Annotated in this window: 20 protein-coding genes; 12 read left to right on the top strand and 8 right to left on the bottom strand. The window is 70.5% G+C overall.

The annotated features are described in order from the left end of the window. Positions 1–104 precede the first annotated feature (104 nt). Positions 105–515 (top strand): DUF5997 family protein, encoded by a 411-nt coding sequence (locus tag QE449_RS03125; protein ID WP_056441446.1) that lies wholly within the window; start codon positions 105–107, stop codon positions 513–515. 25 nt (positions 516–540) lie between these two features. On the opposite strand, the gene QE449_RS03120 is transcribed toward QE449_RS03125, so the two are convergent. Then, the gene (locus QE449_RS03120; RefSeq protein WP_155957051.1) at positions 541–870 is read right to left on the bottom strand and encodes a hypothetical protein; all 330 of its coding nucleotides are present in this window, start codon (positions 868–870) and stop codon (positions 541–543) included. 205 nt (positions 871–1,075) lie between these two features. Here QE449_RS03120 and QE449_RS03115 point away from each other — a divergent pair, with 205 nt between their 5' ends. Beyond that, the gene (locus QE449_RS03115) at positions 1,076–1,456 is read left to right on the top strand and encodes a DUF1304 domain-containing protein (RefSeq protein ID WP_027506264.1); all 381 of its coding nucleotides are present in this window, start codon (positions 1,076–1,078) and stop codon (positions 1,454–1,456) included. A gap of 10 nt (positions 1,457–1,466) precedes the next feature. Here the strand turns inward: QE449_RS03115 and QE449_RS03110 are convergent, their stop codons facing one another. Genes QE449_RS03110 through QE449_RS03090 form a run of 5 tightly spaced genes read right to left on the bottom strand, consistent with a single transcriptional unit; the run spans position 1,467 to position 4,221 of the window. After that, positions 1,467–2,840, bottom strand: coding sequence for a hypothetical protein (locus tag QE449_RS03110; protein WP_307108193.1), 1,374 nt, complete (start codon positions 2,838–2,840; stop codon positions 1,467–1,469). Further along, positions 2,833–3,012 (bottom strand): DUF2273 domain-containing protein, encoded by a 180-nt coding sequence (locus QE449_RS03105; RefSeq protein WP_027506261.1) that lies wholly within the window; start codon positions 3,010–3,012, stop codon positions 2,833–2,835. The genes QE449_RS03110 and QE449_RS03105 overlap by 8 nt, the downstream gene beginning before the upstream one ends. Positions 3,013–3,035: 23 nt before the next feature. After that, positions 3,036–3,356 (bottom strand): hypothetical protein, encoded by a 321-nt coding sequence (locus QE449_RS03100; protein WP_307108192.1) that lies wholly within the window; start codon positions 3,354–3,356, stop codon positions 3,036–3,038. Beyond that, positions 3,353–3,739 carry a hypothetical protein gene (locus tag QE449_RS03095; RefSeq protein ID WP_231476392.1) on the bottom strand — a complete coding sequence of 129 codons (387 nt, stop codon included), beginning with the start codon at positions 3,737–3,739 and terminating at the stop codon, positions 3,353–3,355. The genes QE449_RS03100 and QE449_RS03095 overlap by 4 nt, the downstream gene beginning before the upstream one ends. Beyond that, positions 3,736–4,221 (bottom strand): Asp23/Gls24 family envelope stress response protein, encoded by a 486-nt coding sequence (locus tag QE449_RS03090; protein WP_056441439.1) that lies wholly within the window; start codon positions 4,219–4,221, stop codon positions 3,736–3,738. Before QE449_RS03090 ends, QE449_RS03095 begins: the two co-directional genes overlap by 4 nt. 122 nt (positions 4,222–4,343) lie before the next feature. Here QE449_RS03090 and QE449_RS03085 point away from each other — a divergent pair, with 122 nt between their 5' ends. The 7 genes from QE449_RS03085 (at position 4,344) to QE449_RS03055 (ending at position 9,236) form a co-directional block, all read left to right on the top strand. Next, positions 4,344–4,883 (top strand): RNA polymerase sigma factor, encoded by a 540-nt coding sequence (locus QE449_RS03085; protein ID WP_231476391.1) that lies wholly within the window; start codon positions 4,344–4,346, stop codon positions 4,881–4,883. After that, positions 4,874–5,326, top strand: coding sequence for a hypothetical protein (locus QE449_RS03080; RefSeq protein ID WP_222638023.1), 453 nt, complete (start codon positions 4,874–4,876; stop codon positions 5,324–5,326). The genes QE449_RS03085 and QE449_RS03080 overlap by 10 nt, the downstream gene beginning before the upstream one ends. Before the next feature lie 43 nt (positions 5,327–5,369). Next, on the top strand, positions 5,370–5,837 hold the full coding sequence (locus tag QE449_RS03075; protein ID WP_307108191.1) for an SRPBCC family protein: 468 nt from the start codon (positions 5,370–5,372) through the stop codon (positions 5,835–5,837). Then, positions 5,837–7,060 (top strand): PQQ-dependent sugar dehydrogenase, encoded by a 1,224-nt coding sequence (locus QE449_RS03070; RefSeq protein ID WP_307108190.1) that lies wholly within the window; start codon positions 5,837–5,839, stop codon positions 7,058–7,060. The genes QE449_RS03075 and QE449_RS03070 overlap by 1 nt, the downstream gene beginning before the upstream one ends. Before the next feature lie 141 nt (positions 7,061–7,201). Then, the gene (locus QE449_RS03065) at positions 7,202–7,474 is read left to right on the top strand and encodes a GlsB/YeaQ/YmgE family stress response membrane protein (RefSeq protein ID WP_307108189.1); all 273 of its coding nucleotides are present in this window, start codon (positions 7,202–7,204) and stop codon (positions 7,472–7,474) included. Between the two features lie 110 nt (positions 7,475–7,584). Then, complete coding sequence (locus QE449_RS03060) at positions 7,585–8,298, top strand: phosphatidylserine decarboxylase (RefSeq protein WP_056441430.1); 714 nt, start codon at positions 7,585–7,587, stop codon at positions 8,296–8,298. An 83-nt stretch (positions 8,299–8,381) separates the two neighbouring features. Then, positions 8,382–9,236, top strand: coding sequence for a phosphatidylcholine/phosphatidylserine synthase (locus QE449_RS03055; RefSeq protein WP_231476405.1), 855 nt, complete (start codon positions 8,382–8,384; stop codon positions 9,234–9,236). On the opposite strand, the gene QE449_RS03050 is transcribed toward QE449_RS03055, so the two are convergent. After that, positions 9,233–9,943, bottom strand: coding sequence for a type 1 glutamine amidotransferase (locus tag QE449_RS03050; protein WP_027506253.1), 711 nt, complete (start codon positions 9,941–9,943; stop codon positions 9,233–9,235). The genes QE449_RS03055 and QE449_RS03050 overlap by 4 nt on opposite strands. A 75-nt stretch (positions 9,944–10,018) precedes the next feature. On the opposite strand from QE449_RS03050, the gene QE449_RS03045 reads away from it, so the two are divergent. Beyond that, positions 10,019–12,211: an AAA family ATPase gene (locus QE449_RS03045; protein ID WP_307108188.1), complete on the top strand. Its 2,193-nt coding sequence runs from the start codon at positions 10,019–10,021 to the stop codon at positions 12,209–12,211. Position 12,212: 1 nt separating this feature from the next. Here QE449_RS03045 and QE449_RS03040 read toward each other — a convergent pair whose 3' ends face one another. Then, positions 12,213–12,962, bottom strand: coding sequence for an isocitrate lyase/phosphoenolpyruvate mutase family protein (locus QE449_RS03040; protein WP_307108187.1), 750 nt, complete (start codon positions 12,960–12,962; stop codon positions 12,213–12,215). Positions 12,963–13,029: 67 nt separating this feature from the next. On the opposite strand from QE449_RS03040, the gene QE449_RS03035 reads away from it, so the two are divergent. After that, positions 13,030–14,280: a hypothetical protein gene (locus tag QE449_RS03035; protein WP_307108186.1), complete on the top strand. Its 1,251-nt coding sequence runs from the start codon at positions 13,030–13,032 to the stop codon at positions 14,278–14,280. After that, the gene (locus QE449_RS03030; RefSeq protein ID WP_307108185.1) at positions 14,277–15,689 is read left to right on the top strand and encodes a hypothetical protein; all 1,413 of its coding nucleotides are present in this window, start codon (positions 14,277–14,279) and stop codon (positions 15,687–15,689) included. Before QE449_RS03035 ends, QE449_RS03030 begins: the two co-directional genes overlap by 4 nt. The last annotated feature ends 2 nt before the right edge of the window (positions 15,690–15,691 follow it).

Genomic DNA, 15,691 nt, shown 5'->3' with positions numbered 1-15,691 from the left:
GGGCCAGCGTAGTCCCCGCTGCGCTCGGCCGACTTCCCGCTGCGCTCGGCCGACTTCCCGCTGCGCTCGGCCGTGGTCGGCCGTGCGGGCGCTACGCTGGCGCGGTGAGCCAGGACCTGAACGCCCAGACGATGAAGCCTCTGACGGCTGCTGCCAAGCTCGGGATCTTCCTGCCGGCGGCGCCGGAGGAGTTCCGCTCCCAGCCCATCACGCGAGGCGACCTCGAGGCTCTGCGCCAGAATCCGCCGCAGTGGTTGAGCGATCTGTGGACGGCGGGGCCGTTCCCCCGCGACGTCGTGGCTCGCAAACTCGGCGTCACCAACACCGCACTGGCGCGCAACGACGTGTCCGACTCGATGACGCAGGCCGAGATCGACGCGCTGTCCGCCGAGGAACCGGACTGGCTGAAGGCCGAACGCGAGAACTACGCGGAGGTGCAGCGCGAGGCCGTCCGCGTGAAGGAGAAGGAAGAGGCGCGCCGGGCGCAGACCAACAGGCCCCCGAAGAACCGCTGACGGACGCGCGGCCCGGCGAGCCGGGTCAGCCGACGAAGCGCTGGGCGACCACGTCGACCTGCGGAGCCTGATGCGCCGAGCGGCGCCGCCCGACCTCGTCGATGCCGCCCATGAGCGCGGCGACCAGACCTGCGGGGTCGGTGTTCCACTGGCGCTCGATGGCCTCGATCTCACCCGGCAGGAACAGGCCGGTGAACCGCAGATCGGACACCCACTGCCCGATGTCGCCGCACGAGATGGTGGTCAGGACGTCCTGGTCCACGCCGATCTCGAACTCGTCGCAGAAGACCGCGCGGATCATCTCGGTGTGGCCGGTGTTGACCGCGTGTGAGCGGTGCGCCAGAAGGTCGTGCATGTGGTTCTCCCCGACACGAGGGGCGTCGACACGACGCCGAATCTGTGTGTAACGAAGCGGGATCGTGGAGCGATACACCATCTCGTCCGTGGGCCGAAGCGTACGCGCCGGACGAGGGTCCCGGGGCTCCTGTGACAACTTCGTGAGAAAACACAACTGGTGCTGGTCCCGTGCCGTGTGGCAGGTGCGGCGCATACTGACCGGCATGACCGCCGTCGCTGCTGTTCTGGCCGCTCTCGCCGCCGCGCTCCACGTGTACATCTTCGTTCTGGAGTCCTTGGTCTTCCGCACCAAGGGCCGTCACGTCTTCGGCGTGCGGGAGGACTCCCACGTCGACGTCGTCGAGCGGTGGGCCTTCAACCAGGGCTTCTACAACCTGTTCCTCGCGGTGGGTGCCGCGGTCGGCGCGGTGAACCTGGCGGCGGGGAATCACACCGTCGGCGCCGTCCTGGTCTTCGTGTCCGCGGGATCGATGGTCGGCGCCGGCAGTGTTCTGCTCGGCACCGACCGTCGGATGATGAAGGGCGCGCTCGTGCAGATCGTCCCGGCAGGACTGGCCGTCGTGGCCACCGCACTCGCGCTCTGAGCCGCGAGGGTCAGGCCGAGAGCAGTACCCGAACGCCGACGGCACCGTCGCCGACGACCGACGCGACCGCGCTGCGCACGTCCGTCAACTTCTCCGCCACGGTGCGCAGCGATGCGGACTCCTCGGCCCGCACCACCACGGTGATCACCGGGACACGGCGACCGTCGGACCGCTCGTGACGCAGACGCGCACGCGCGGACTTCACCCCGTCGACCTCGCGGGCGGTGTCGGCCGCCCTGTGAGCGACCGATCGCAGATCGACGGTCACGCGGCCGTCGGGATCGCCGGTGACCGGCAGCGACAGGGTGCGCCCCGCTGAGGACGGCAGCCTTCGTACCAGTGAGAACACCACGAGCAGCGCGATCAGCACTCCGGCGCCGAGGAGAGCCCACGGCCACCACTGCTGGTCCTGCGCGTCGGTCACCACCGACGCGTCGACCTCGGTGAGTTCGAACGGGAGTCGATCGCGCTGCCACAGTGCGGCGCCACCGCCGACGGCCACGAGCGCGAGTCCGATGATCAGGACACCGAGGCGGTCGAAGAACACCGTGGTCCGCTTCATTTCTCGCCTCCTGCGACAGTCGGGGTGGCCGTGGTCTCGGGTGCGGCCGCCACCGTGGGTTTCGGCTCGGTCACCTTTCGCCAGGTCGGCCTTGTGCACCCACACGTCGTCCGCGATCCCGCTGGACCGGTACCGACAGGCGCGCCACTTGAGCGAGGCCAGGACGACCAGAACTCCGACGACCGCCACGGCGATGCCCGCGGGGAACATCCAGGACAGGGGTGTGAGTCCGTCGATCCAGTCGAGTGCGCTCGCCGTCCACTCTCGACCGCTGATGACGGAGAATCCGACCAGCGCGTCGCGGATCAGCACACCCGCCCCGGCGAGGAGCAGCAGCGACACCACGATCGCGATCGGGGTCGCGGCCGGAGCCGCGAGCGGCCGGGTGGTCGGCGCCGGAGTCGCGCCCGACGCCGGCGCGGCGGACGAGGACACGGAACCGAAGTCGCCGACGTGTACGTCGACGGAATCCGTGCGCAGGCCCGAGTCGGTCATGCCGCGCGCGATGTCGCGGCGGAGATCGTCGGCGACGGACGCCGCCGAGCGCGGCCACGCCACGGTCACGTCGACGGCGGCGCGTACGCGGTCGTCCTGCTTCGTCACCTTCACACGGGACGGTTTGCGGCCGAAGCTCCCGCCGGAGGTGACGACACCGTCGGTGCGACCGAGGGAGGCGTCGGCGATGGACTCGACCGCGCGATCGAGGACTGTGAGCGACCCACGCTGCGCGGGGTCGATCGTCCCGGGGTCGGCTCTGTCGGACAGGTCTTTCGAGACGGTGTCCGCTGCGTCCGCCGTGTCGCTCGGGGCGGTGTCAGCCACGGCCGCGACCTCGCAGGAGTGCCTCGGGGTCGAAGTTTCCGTCGCGGTACGCGCCGACGGCGAACCCGATCGCACCCAGGACGAGAGCGACGAGGAATCCGGTGAATCCGCCGGCTGCGGCAGCGACTGCCAGAAGGAGGCCGGCGAGAAGGCCGATGGTCGAGGAGGTCATGGTGCTCCGATCGTGGAGAGCGGTCAGTTCTCCCGGGAGGGAGAACGTGGGTCCGTGGGTCTGGGTGGCCGGTCGGCCGAGCTCGTGGGCAGGTCGACGTAGGTGCGCCGCGTGGGCAGCAGTCGCCGGACCCGGGACAGGCGGCGAACGGCGAGCCGTCGTCGGGTTACGCCGACGACCACCTGCGTCGCGACGGTCCCGCGGGAGAACTTCGCGTCGATGTCGCGCAACGCACGGATGAGCGACTCGGCGTCGCCCCCGGCGTCGGGATGGTGCGCTCTCGCCGCCGCACGCCGAGCCTCGCGATAGGCGGGGTCGGCGTGCGGCGGACGAGGCTGGGTCACGGGCGGAGAGTACCCCCGGGAGCCGAGGTCGACCCCGGCTCGGAGGACTCGGTCGGTTCCGGTCCGGAGGACCCTGTGTCGGCGCCGCCGTCCGACGGCGACGCCACGTCCTCGACCACGACGTGCACCGGGGCATCGACCACCGCACGGACGGCGCGGCGAACCGCGTCGGCCGTCTCGCGTACGACGGCGTCCGGGGTCACGGCGATGTGGATCTCGGTCCCGTCGTCCCGGATCGCGACCCCGGCGACGCGCCTACCGGGAAGGTAGGTGCCGATCTCGCCGAACATCCCGCCGTGCAACGAGGCGACTCCGTCCACCGCGACGACCGCGTCCGCGACGAGATCGGCGCGATCGCTGCCCGACGGTGCCGCGGGGCTCATCGAACGCGTGCGGGTGCTGCGTCGTCGCGCTCGTCTTCTTCCTCGAACAGGAAGACGTCGTGCACGGTGATATTGACCTCGGTGACCTGCAGGCCGGTCATCCGCTCGACCGCGTCGATCACGTTGCGACGGATGCCCGCCGCGAGATCCGCGATGGACACGCCGTAGTCGGCCACGATGTCGATGTCGACGGCTGCCTGGCTCTCGCCGACCTCCACGGACACGCCCTGCGAGTGGTTGACCCGGGCGCCGGGGATGCGCTCGCGCAGTGCACCGATGGCGCGGGTCGCGCCGCCGCCCACGTCGTGCACGCCCTGGACCTCACGGGTGGCGATGCCGGCGATCTTGGACACGACGACGTCCGCGATGGTGGTGCGGCCGTCGGACGCGACCAGTGCACCGGTGGAGTCGGTCTTCTTGTCCAGCGCACCGTTCGAGCCGGTGGCGGTGGTGGACGTGGTGGATCCCTGTGCTGTCGTCATCTACGTCATCCTTTCGGGTTCGTTGTGTCGGGAGTAGGTCGAGGCGGACCGAGGAAAACGTATGCGGATGTGATGTATGCCACACCACTGTCGTTTCACACCCGCTGGTTCGAATTTGCTCCGTGGACAGCGATGCGGCTCTCGTCGACGCTGCGGTCATCGGTGACCGCGGCGCGTTCGAGGAGATCGTCCGCACGCACGGTCCCGCGATGTTCCGGTACGCCCGCAACATGTTGCGTGACGACGGCGTCGCGGAGGAGGTGGTCCAGGACGCGTTCGTCGCGGCCTGGAAGAGCCTCGGCAACTACCGGTCCGACTCGGCGCTGCGCACATGGCTGTTCGGTATCACCGCACACAAGGCCATCGACGCCACGCGGCGCCGCATCCCCCGTCCGCACGAGGAGTGGCTGTTCGACGACGCCGTCAGCGACGTGTCGGACGATCCGGAGGTGCGGGCGACGGAATCGGGGTTCCTCGCCGAGCTGCGCGTGGCCCTCGGGGCACTGCCACAGATGCAGCGCTCGTGCTGGTTGCTCCGCGAGGTCGAGGGAATGACTCATGTCGAGATCGGGGAGATCCTGTCCATGTCGCCGTCAGCGGTGCGCGGTCAGGTCACCCGCGCACGAACCACTCTGAGCGAGAGGATGGCGTCATGGCGTTAGACACGGCGGACGAGCCGGACGATCCCGTGCTCAGCCGCGCCGCACAGGAACTCCGAGACGAGGAGGTGCCGTCCTGGGTCGAGGCCAGCACGGCGATCCTCGCCGCACTCCGCGCGACGGCTCGGCGGACACGCGCGCTGGACGCCTCGCACCCGGGTTTCGTCGACGGCGACTCGCTGCGGGTGGGCGACCACCTGGTGCTCCTGTCCATCGCCCGCGCCCTGTCGGAACTGCCCTGCGGGGTCAAGGGCATCGATCTCGACGTCGACGGACGCCGGTGTACCGGGGTGTCCCTGGACATCGCCGTGACGTACGGCCAGGACATGGCCGCGCTGGCGGTGACACTGACCGGGAGGACGGCCGACGCGGTGAACACCACGCTCGGCACCGCTCTCACGGCGGAGGACGTCGCGGTGCACGTCGTGGACGTCCTACTACCCTGACGGCGTCACCACCCAGCCTGCCTGAACACACCGGGAGAACTCCATGGCCACACCCCTGTCCGTCAGCGTCGACATCGATGCACCGCCGAGCGCGGTCTGGTCCGTGGTGTCCGACCTGAAGCGCATGGGTGAGTGGAGCCCCCAGTGCGCGGTGATGAAGGTGTTCGGCCCACTGCGCGTGGGCACCCGCACGCTCAACGTCAATCGGCGCGGACCCCTCGTGTGGCCCACGACGTCGCGGGTCGTGCGCCTCGAGCGCGAGCGACTGCTCGCGTTCCGCATCACCGAGAACCACACGGTGTGGTCCTACTTCCTGGAACCGACCGAGACGGGCACACGCGTGACTGAGCGTCGCGAGGCACCCGGCGGCACCACCAAGGTCTCCGACACCGCGGTGCGACTGGTGCTGGGCGGCACACGCAACTTCGAGGCCGAACTCGAGCGGGGCATGGCGTCCACCCTGGCGAAGATCAAGGACGCGGCCGAGAGTTCTGCTCGTACCGTGAAGTGATGACCCCTCGCGCCCGCACGACCCGCGCCCTCGCCGGCCTCGCCCTGTCCGCTGCTCTGGCGACGACGGCGTGCTCGACCACGACCGAGTCCGACGCCTCCCCCGCGGCCGGCACCCCCGAATCGCCGACATCGCAGGCAACGACACCGGAACCGACATCCGCGGACGCCGCGGACGCCGCGGACGCCGTCCCGAACGTCGTCGTCTCCTCACTGGCCACGGGGCTCGATCATCCGTGGGACGTGGTCCGGGCGCCGGACGGCACCGTGATCTTCGACGAGCGCCCCGGCCGCTTCACCGCGATCCGGCCCGGTGGTGAGCCGACACCGATCAGCGCCGATCTCGGCGATCTGTTCGTCGGATCGGAGACCGGTCTGATGGGCCTCGCACTGTCACCGACCTTCGAGACCGATCGGACCCTGTACTCCTGCCAGGGCATTCGAGGCGACGACCCCACCATCGGCGTGGTCGCATGGACCGTGGCCGACGACTACGCGAGCCTCACGCGTGAGCGCACCGTCGTCTCCGGGTTCCCGGTCACCTCCGGTCGCCACGGCGGATGCCGGGTGCTGGCGAACGCCGACGGCACCCTGTTCATCGGCACCGGCGACTCGGCTCAGGGCACCGTTCCGCAGGACCCGACGTCGCTCGGCGGCAAGGTCCTCCGGGTCGACGCCGCCACGGGCGTACCGGCCCCAGGCAATCCCGACCCCGCGAGCCCGGTCTTCACACTCGGCCACCGCAACGTCCAGGGACTGGCCGCCCGGCCCGGCACCGATCAGATCTTCTCCGTCGAACAGGGCACGTCGCGGGACGACGAGGTGAACCTCCTCGTGGCGGGCGGCAACTACGGGTACCGACCGGACCGCGGCGGCGGCTACGACGAGTCCGTCGCGATGACCGATCCGGAGCGTGTACCCGGCGCCCGGAACGCGGTGTGGAGCTCGGGCCCGAGCACCATCGCCACCGCGTCGGCCACGTTCCTCGACGGTGACGCCTGGGGCGCGTGGAACGGCATGCTCGCCGTCGGCGTGCAGAAGGGCCAGGAGGTCCTGCTCCTCGATCTCTCCGACGACGGCACCACGGTGGACGCGCAGTCGACGATTCCCGCTCTCAGCGAGTACGGCCGCATCCGCACGGTGTCGGCACAACCGGACGGGACGCTGCTCGTGACGACCGACAACGGCGACACCGACCAGATCCTGCTGGTCACGCCGCAGTAGGCCCGCCGTCACGCAGTCGAGGCCGGATCGTGATGTGCCGACGGTCGGCTTAACGTTTGCTGAGTATCGGGGCCGGGTACAGAAGGTCAGTAGTCATGCCCGGTCCACGGGCAGCAAAGCTGATCTGAAAGAGGTTCCATCATGTTGGGTCTGGGCATCATCGGTTGGATCATCATCGGCGGACTCGCCGGATGGATCGGCAGCAAGATCATGAAGACGGATGCGCAGCAGGGCATCATCCTCAACATCGTCGTCGGCATCATCGGCGGCCTGCTGGGTGGATTCCTGCTCCGCGCGTTCGGTGTCGACGTCCAGGGCGGCGGCATCATCTTCAGCTTCGTCACGTGCCTCGTCGGCGCGTGCATCCTGCTGTTCATCGTCAAGGCAGTCACGGGACGCGGTTCGCGCGTCTGACGCAGACCCCACCTCTCGGGGCCCCTCACGTAATCTGTGAGGGGCCCCGAGTCGTGTCCGCACATCCCTCGGGCCGTGAGAGTGTGCCCGAATCGACGTAAGAGGAGCCCGTGGCCCGCAGACCTGTCCCCCCTGGTACGCCTGAACCGACCGGAGCAGGACACATCGTGGACCTGGTGCGGCGCAGCATTCCGCCGCTGCATCCCGCCGGTGCCCCGTTCGTCGCGGTGCCGTTGGCGCTCGCCGGACTCGGCCGCCGCCACCGGGTCGTCCGCACCGCCTCGCTGCTCACCGCCGGAGCCATGGCGGGCTTCTTCCGCCACCCTCCGCGCGTCCCGCCGAATCGGGCCGGGGTTGTCGTGGCCCCCGCCGACGGTGAGGTCGCACTCGTCGACCACGCGGTGCCGCCCGCCGAGTTGAACCTCGGCACCGCTCCGCTGCCGCGGGTCAGCATCTTCCTGTCCGTGCTCGACGTCCACGTCCAGCGCGTCCCGGTGTCCGGCACGGTCGAGGCCGTGGTGCACAAGGCCGGACAGTTCCTGTCGGCCGACCTCGCCGACGCCAGCGAGGTCAACGAACGCACCAGCATGCATCTGCGCACACCGTCGGGTCACGACCTGGCGGTCGTACAGATCGCCGGACTGCTCGCGCGACGCATCGTCAACACCACGTCCGTGGGCGATTCGCTCACCATCGGCGACACCTACGGACTGATCCGCTTCGGTTCGCGCGTCGACACCTACTTCCCGGAGGGGTCGCGGACGGCGGTGATCGTCGGGCAGCGCGCCATCGGAGCCGAGACGGTTCTGGCCGAGCTTCCGTGAGCGCGGCACGCGAGCAGGCCGACGAGTCCACCGGCCGCCAGGGCGCGGTCCGCCTGTTGCCCAGCGCCGTCACGGTGCTGGCGATGTGCGCAGGACTGTCCGCCGTGAAGTTCGCGCTCGACGGTCGACTCGGGTTGTCGCTGGCCATGATCGGCGCAGCCGCCGTCTTCGACGCCCTCGACGGTCGCATCGCACGCATGCTCGACGCGACCAGCCGGATGGGAGCCGAGCTCGACTCGCTCGCCGACGCCATCTCCTTCGGCGTCGCGCCGGCCCTGGTGCTGTACGTGACGCTCCTCGAGGGCAGCAGCGGCGGGTGGGTCATCGCCCTCATCTACGCGGTGAGCATCGTGCTGCGCCTCGCCCGGTTCAACACACTTCTCGACGACGACTCCCGGCCCGCGTTCGCCGGCGAGTACTTCGTGGGTGTCCCCGCTCCGGCGGGGGCCCTGGTCACACTCCTCCCGCTCGCTGCGGAGGAGCAGTGGGGCAACGGCTGGTGGTCCTCGTACTACGTCGTCGCCACCTGGGTGGTGCTGTCGGCCCTGCTCATCGTCAGCCGTATCCCGACGATGGCGTTCAAGACCGTCTCGGTTCCGCCGAGAATGGCGACGTTGCTGCTGATCCTCGTCGGCCTGGCGGGCGCGGCACTGATCACATTCCCGTTCGTGCTGCTCATGGTCCTGATCGTGTTGTATCTGCTCCACATCCCGTTCGCGGTGCGGTCGCAGCGATGGGTAGCCGCGCGGCCCGAGACGTGGGAGGCCAAGCCCGCCGAGCGACGGGCCGTACGACGAGCGATGCGCAAGGACCGCCCGGCACGCACCGGTATCGCCCGGCGGCGGCGTCCCGCCCGCGCCACGGCGAGTTCGGCTCGGCTCCGACTCCGGTCACCGAGCGCCCGAGCAGCCGACGTCCCGCCCCGCGACGAGATCTAGCGGGACACTCCCGCACGAGCGAGGACCGCGTCGATCAACCGGGAGCAGGCCTCGATGGAGGCCTGCTCCCGGCGCGCGACCTCCGCGCGGATCGCGGGGACGTCCACACTCGCCTCCACCTCCGCCCGCACTCCCCGTGCGTCCCACCCCTCGATCCACGACTCGAACACGTCGACCGTGATCTCCGGGTGGAACTGCAGACCGATGTGCGGTCCCGAGACGAAGGCCTGCAGTGCGGCCGCCGTGGTCGCGAGCGGCTCGGCGCCCGGCGGGAGCGTGAACGTGTCGTCGTGGAACTGCATCCACGGACCCTGGGGGATCAGCTCGTCGGACTCCGTCCGCACGGTCACGAATCCGTGCTCCGACTCGGCCGCACGCGTGACGGTCCCGCCGAGCACCCGCGCGAGCAGCTGACCACCGAAGCACACACCGAGAACCGGAACGCGCTGCGCGACAGCGTCACCGAGCCAGGTGATCTCCTCCGCCAGCCACGGGAGCGCATCGTCGTAGGCGGCGTCGGGTGAGCCCATCAGCACGATCAGGTCGAACGACGAGGCCGTGGGCCGGTCCGCGTCGCGGCTGTCACCCTCGAACGAGAAGGTCGTCGTCTCGAATCCGCGATCGCGGAGAGCCGGGCCGATCGAGCCGACGTTCCGGACGCCGAGGGCGTGGTCACGTTCGTGGAAGACGAGGGCGGCACGGGTCATGCGCGCAGCATAAACGGGCCAGGCTGCACACGCTGGAGCGAGAGCCCGGGCCGGTCGGCTCGATAGGCTCGGGGAGTGAGCACCCGCGATCTCGCCCTGACCGTTCGCCTCACCACCTCCGCCGCCGATGCCCGCCGCGGGGTGGTCCGTGTGCACGCGGAGGTGCTCACCGCGCTCGGACTGCGCGAGTGGGACGCCGTCGAGTTGATCGGCGCGAGGCGTACCGCCACCGTGGTGGCACAGGCACCGGCCGGAACGCCCACGGGGACCGTGCTGCTCGACGACGTGACGATGTCGAACGCGGGACTGACGGAGAACGCGTCGGTCGTCGTCGCTCCCGTCTCGGTGCAGGCGGCACGCACCGTCCTGGTGCACGGATCCGCGACGACCACCGCGCTCGACGACGCGACGCTGCGCCGAGCACTGCTGGGAAAGGTGGTCGTCGCGGGCGACGCCGTGTCGCTCCTGCCCCGCGACCTGGGGCCGGGCACCTCCACCGCGTCGGTCTCGCAGACGCTCTCGCGCACGGTCGGTGTCGCGTGGACCACCGAACTGCTCACCGTCACGTCGACCGACCCGGCCGGCATCGTCAGCATCCAGCCCACGACGGCCGTGACGCGCGGCGCCGCTGCCCGCGGACAGTCGAACGACCGCGCGACACCCCGCCCCGTCGAGGCTCCGCCCCAGCCCGTGATTCCGGTGGACGACCTGGTCGGTGTACGCGACCAGGCGGCGAAACTGACGGAGTGGCTCGAACTCTCGCTCGATCGCCCCGAGCTGCTCCGCACTCTCGGCGCGTCGGCCCAGCTCGGCGTCCTGGTCACCGGGCCGGGCGGCGTGGGCAAGTCCACCTTCGTCCGCGCCGTCGCCGCCGGTCGCAGGCTGGTGGAGATCGACGGTCCGTCGGTCGGGTCGCTCGCCCCCGAGGACCGGTTGGCCGCAGTGGTCGCCGCGGCCGATCGACTGACCGACAGTCCCACCGGTGCAGTGCTTCTCGTCGGTAACGTGGATGCGCTGCTCCCCCTGTCCGCCGACGGACGGGGCTCTGCGGCGGATCCGGTGTCGACTCTCGTCCTCGATCGCCTGCGACAGGTGGTGCAGACACCGGGAACCGTCCTGATCTGCACGACGTCACGGCCGGACGCCGCTGATCCGCGTCTGCGCGGACCTGATCTGTGCGATCGCGAGCTCGCACTCCCGCTTCCGGGGTCGGTCGAGCGCGCCGCGTTGCTCGAGGCGCTGCTACGTGATGTTCCGACCCGGAAGATCACCCCTGCCGAGATCGCCCTGCGCACACCCGGATTCGTCGTCGCGGACCTCGCAGCCCTGTGCCGGGAGGCAGCCGTCCGGGCCGCGGTGCGTGCCCACCGGGACTCGGCCGAGCCCGTTCTCACACAGGACGATCTGGTCGGGGCCTTGTCGGTCATACGGCCACTCTCCCGGTCGGGCACCGAGGAACTCGCGGTCGGCAGCCTGACCCTCGACGACGTCGGCGACATGGTGGAGACGAAGCGGGCGCTGACCGAAGCGGTGTTGTGGCCGCTACGCCATCCCGACTCCTTCGCGCGGCTCGGTGTCGAGCCGCCGCGGGGCGTGTTGCTCTACGGCCCGCCGGGGTGCGGCAAGACGTTCGTCGTCCGGGCACTCGCCAGTTCGGGGCAACTCAGCGTGCACGCCGTCAAAGGCGCGGAGTTGATGGACAAGTGGGTCGGCTCGTCAGAGAAGGCCGTCCGCGAACTGTTCCGGCGAGCACGGGACTCGGCACCGTCGCTCATCTTTCTCGACGAGGTCGACGCCCTGGCACCGCGCCGCGGGCAGAGCAGCGATTCCGGCGTCGGAGATCGCGTGGTGGCCGCGTTGCTCACGGAGATGGACGGCGAAGAGCCGCTGCAGGACGTCGTGATCCTCGGCGCGACCAACAGGCCCGAGCTCATCGACCCGGCACTGCTGAGGCCCGGACGACTGGAGAAATTGGTGTTCGTACCGCCGCCCGACGCCGAGGCGCGTCGCGCGATCCTCGCGACGGCCGGAGCCTCGGTGCCGCTGGCGGACGACGTCGATCTCGACTCTCTGGCCGAGGATCTCGACGGGTACTCCGCCGCGGACTGTGCGGCACTGCTGCGCGAGGCGGCTCTCGCCGCGATGCGCCGCGACGTCGACACCGCCGTCGTGACAGCGGACGACGTCGCGACTGCGCGCGACGCCGTCCGGCCGTCACTCGATCCGGTGCAGGTGGCCGCTCTCGAGGCCTACAGCACGAGGGATTAGGTCACGCCCAGTCGGCGAGCACCTCGTTCGCGCGCTCGGCGAGCACCATCTGGAAGATCGGGCCGAAGCTGACACGGCCGACACCCAGCTGCGCGAGGGCGGACTTCGAGTTCTTCACCGGGTGGCCGATGGCGTTGACCGGCAACGGGAGCTCCGCGGTGAGTCGCTTCTGATCGTCGTCGCTGTGGAAGCCGACCGGGTAGAGCACGTCGGCACCGGCAGCGGCCGCCAGCTTCAGGCGGGCGATGGCGCGATCCACGCGATCGTTCTCGTCACCGATCTGCTTGACGAAGAGGTCGGTACGGGCATTGATCACCACGTGGACGTCGGTGGCATCCGAGGCTGCGCGCAGTGCACCGACGAAGTCGGCGTGCTCCTGCGCCTCACGCAGACGGCCGCCCTCGCTGTGCACGGTGTCCTCGATGTTCAGGCCCACCGCACCGGAGTCGATCAGCCCCTCGATGAGACGCTTCGGGTCCTCGCCGTAGCCCGACTCGATGTCGACGGAGATCGGCACGTCGACGGCGGCAGTGATCTGGCGGATGCGAGTGAGCAACTCGTCGAAGGTGATGCCCTCGTTGTCCGGCTTGCCGATCGAGTCGGACACCGGGTGCGAGCCGACGGTCAGGGCAGTGAAACCCGCGCTCACCGCGAGGTTCGCCGACCAGGCGTCCCAGACGGTCGGAAGGATCACCGGGTTTCCGGGGACGTGCAGTTCGAGGAGGGTCGTGGCCTTCGTTGCGAGTGTCATGCTCGGGGCAACCGAGGGGGGCCGCTGTCGATTCCCGAAACCGGATGAAGACCGATAGGTTCGCCGCGTGAGCGCATCCGGTGGACGTCTCGACGCCGTGTCGACGCCGATCGCCCTCGTCGTCGGTGCGGGCACCGCCGTGCATGCCGTGACGTCGCCCGATCTCGTCGCCGACACCGGCAACGGCCCCGCAGCGGTGGTGGCAGCCGTGGCCGTGGCCGCGCTGCTCACGGGACGATCGAGCAGAGCCGCACCCGCGGTCCTCGCTGCCGTCGGCGGCGCAGCGCTGGTTCTGGGCACTCTCGGATCCTCGGCCGCCCTGTCCCTGCTGGGGGCGCTCGGCAGTGGCGTCGTCCTCGGCGTGCTCGCGGTCCTCGCCTCGGTCCGACGCCTGTGGGTCGCCGCGTTCGGAGTCGCGTCGACCGTCTCTCTGGTCCTGAGCATCACCGTCGTCGCGATACCGCGGCGCTACGCCTCCCACGTCGACACCGACACGACGACGTCCCGCACCATCGCACTCGTCGCCGCGATGGTGGTGACAGTGCTCGCGATCGGTCTGCAGTCGAGGACGCAGCGCTCGTCCCGGAGTTCCTCGACTCGCACCGCCCTGACGGCAGTGATCGTCGCCCTCGTCGGACTCGTCCCGGTGCTGGTCACGAACCTGACGGCCGCCGCCGGAGCAGCCGGGCTGGGCGCGGTGACCACGACGGCCGCGTGGTCGGTGTCGACGATCGTCGTCACGCTGGTGCTCGTCGGTGTCGCTCTGGCACTGCCGAGCGGCGGCGTCCTCGTCGTCGCGGGCACCGTGCTGTGGTTGTCGACGCGGCGGGCCTCTGTCGTCGTCCTCACGACGGCGGGCACCACGGCCCTCCCCCTTCTCCTCGTCGTCGGGGTCGCACTCGTCTGCCCCGTGGGCGCCGCGGCAGGCGCCCGTGCACGACCCGCGGTGGGCACACCGCTGGCCATCCTGTGCTGCGCGGCCGTGGTGGCGGCGATCCACCTCGGGACGTCCTTCACCGGAGTGGCCGTCATCGCGGCGGCGCTCGCGACCGGCGCCGTCGTCGGGGCCGGCGCCGCGTCCGTCGAGGTGCCGTCACCCGCCGCTGTCGTCGGCGCCGGCCTGCTCGTCCCCCTCGCTCTGACGACCATGCCCTCGTCCCCGATCTCGGCGGACTTCGGCTGGACGGCGTACACGCCCCTCACCCTGCAGTCGGGGTCCGTCACCCTCACCGAGCCCACGGCAGGGACACTGGTGACGGTGACCTGCCTCGCTCTGTGCGCCGTCGGCGCCGAACTGATCCGACGGCGCCGCGGGTGAGACACCACATCGCCCTCGCCGCCTCCCTCCTCGCAGCCGCGCTCGTCGGAGCTCTCGGCGCTCTCGCGTGGTCCGGCCCCCGCAGCGACACGTGGCCGTTCGCGGCCACCGTCGACGATCTGATCGGGTGGTCGTCCACCCAGTCCACCGCCACCGTGGTCGGGCAGGTGCTGGTGGTGGTCACCGTCGCGCTGGCCGTCGGACTGCGGATGCCGACACGCATCGCCCCCTGGGTGTGTGCGGCCCTGCTGGTCGTGGTGCTCGCCTTCACCAAGGTGGCGATTCCCGAAGCGGCGAGCCTGGCCGTCTTCACCGCACTGCACATTCTCAAGTCGTGCGTGGCCGGCGTCCTGGTCGGCCTCGTCCTGCACGCCACCCGGCGATCCGCCGCCGGATGGGTGGCCCTCGCGACCGGCGTGCTCGGCGGAACGCTGCTCGCCTCCGTCGGAACGACCGCCGCGTCCGCCGCCTTCGTGGCGACGCGTCTCGACAGCACCAGCGTGTTCGGCGAACCGGCCTGGTGGTTGATCGGCTCCGCGTTCGCGGCGTGCATCGTCGCCGCCGTTCTGCATCGACCGGCCGCTGATCCCGACGACGACCCGACCGCCCGCGAATTGGTGCGGCTCACCGTCTACGCGGTGATCGTCGCCGTCGTCTGCCGCGTGGGTGTCGAGATCGTCGGCACCGGCGAGTACGCACTGTGGAAGGCGATCGTCGTGCTGATCGTGGCACTCGTCGTCGTGGACCGCGTCGCCGCACGGTGGGAGTCGGCCGATGCACGAACGGTGCTGGTCGCGATCCTCGTCACTGCCGCTGCCGTCGCGATGTGGAACGTGGGCGCCCGCACCCTGCTCGACTCCCGGCTGCTCACCGTGGTCGGCGTGGGCGGACTGGTCCTCGGCGCCGTCCTGGCCTGGTGGCTCCCGCTCGGACGCATCACGTCCTGGCTCGCGGCCCTGGCACTCACCGCGCTGCCGATGGGCGCTGCCCTCGTGAGCGTCGACGAGGTGTCCGCGGCAGCACTCGGGGTGGTGGCCGCGCTCGTTCCGATCGCCCTGACCGCCGTCACCGCGGATCCGCACGCGACGGTGCGGCCGTTGGCGGCGGCGCTGCCCGGGCTCGCGATCCTCGTCGCTGCGGCGGCGCCGGTACCGGCGCAGACACTCGACCCCGAGTGGCTGAATCAGCTGTCGATCGGGTCCGACCAGCCCACCGGCGACGCGTACACGGGGAGCCCGTCGGTGATCGGCGACCTCGACACTGTCATGGCCGAGTACACCTCCACCGACCTCACCTCCGCCTACCTCCTGCTCGGGGTGGCCGCGCTCTGCACGCTGCGCATCGTGTGGCTGTCCCGGCGCACAGATGCCCTCGAGCCGGACGCCGAGCCCCCTGCACCCCATGCGTGAGC

It is taken from the genome of Rhodococcus sp. SORGH_AS_0303, from assembly GCF_030819335.1.
Classification (GTDB): Bacteria; Actinomycetota; Actinomycetes; order Mycobacteriales; family Mycobacteriaceae; genus Rhodococcoides.
This window is presented reverse-complemented; position numbering and strand designations above follow the sequence as displayed.

What these genes read in the sequence shown, in the direction of transcription:
- QE449_RS03115 (WP_027506264.1), top strand. Translation starts at nt 1,076, where the DNA reads ATGACCGCCGTCGCTGCTGTTCTGGCCGCTCTCGCCGCCGCGCTCCAC.
- QE449_RS03105 (WP_027506261.1), bottom strand. Translation starts at nt 3,012, where the DNA reads ATGACCTCCTCGACCATCGGCCTTCTCGCCGGCCTCCTTCTGGCAGTC.
- QE449_RS03070 (WP_307108190.1), top strand. Translation starts at nt 5,837, where the DNA reads ATGACCCCTCGCGCCCGCACGACCCGCGCCCTCGCCGGCCTCGCCCTG.
- QE449_RS03120 (WP_155957051.1), bottom strand. Translation starts at nt 870, where the DNA reads ATGCACGACCTTCTGGCGCACCGCTCACACGCGGTCAACACCGGCCAC.
- QE449_RS03050 (WP_027506253.1), bottom strand. Translation starts at nt 9,943, where the DNA reads ATGACCCGTGCCGCCCTCGTCTTCCACGAACGTGACCACGCCCTCGGC.
- QE449_RS03080 (WP_222638023.1), top strand. Translation starts at nt 4,874, where the DNA reads ATGGCGTTAGACACGGCGGACGAGCCGGACGATCCCGTGCTCAGCCGC.
- QE449_RS03065 (WP_307108189.1), top strand. Translation starts at nt 7,202, where the DNA reads ATGTTGGGTCTGGGCATCATCGGTTGGATCATCATCGGCGGACTCGCC.
- QE449_RS03055 (WP_231476405.1), top strand. Translation starts at nt 8,382, where the DNA reads ATGTGCGCAGGACTGTCCGCCGTGAAGTTCGCGCTCGACGGTCGACTC.
- QE449_RS03040 (WP_307108187.1), bottom strand. Translation starts at nt 12,962, where the DNA reads ATGACACTCGCAACGAAGGCCACGACCCTCCTCGAACTGCACGTCCCC.
- QE449_RS03075 (WP_307108191.1), top strand. Translation starts at nt 5,370, where the DNA reads ATGGCCACACCCCTGTCCGTCAGCGTCGACATCGATGCACCGCCGAGC.
- QE449_RS03095 (WP_231476392.1), bottom strand. Translation starts at nt 3,739, where the DNA reads ATGAGCCCCGCGGCACCGTCGGGCAGCGATCGCGCCGATCTCGTCGCG.
- QE449_RS03090 (WP_056441439.1), bottom strand. Translation starts at nt 4,221, where the DNA reads ATGACGACAGCACAGGGATCCACCACGTCCACCACCGCCACCGGCTCG.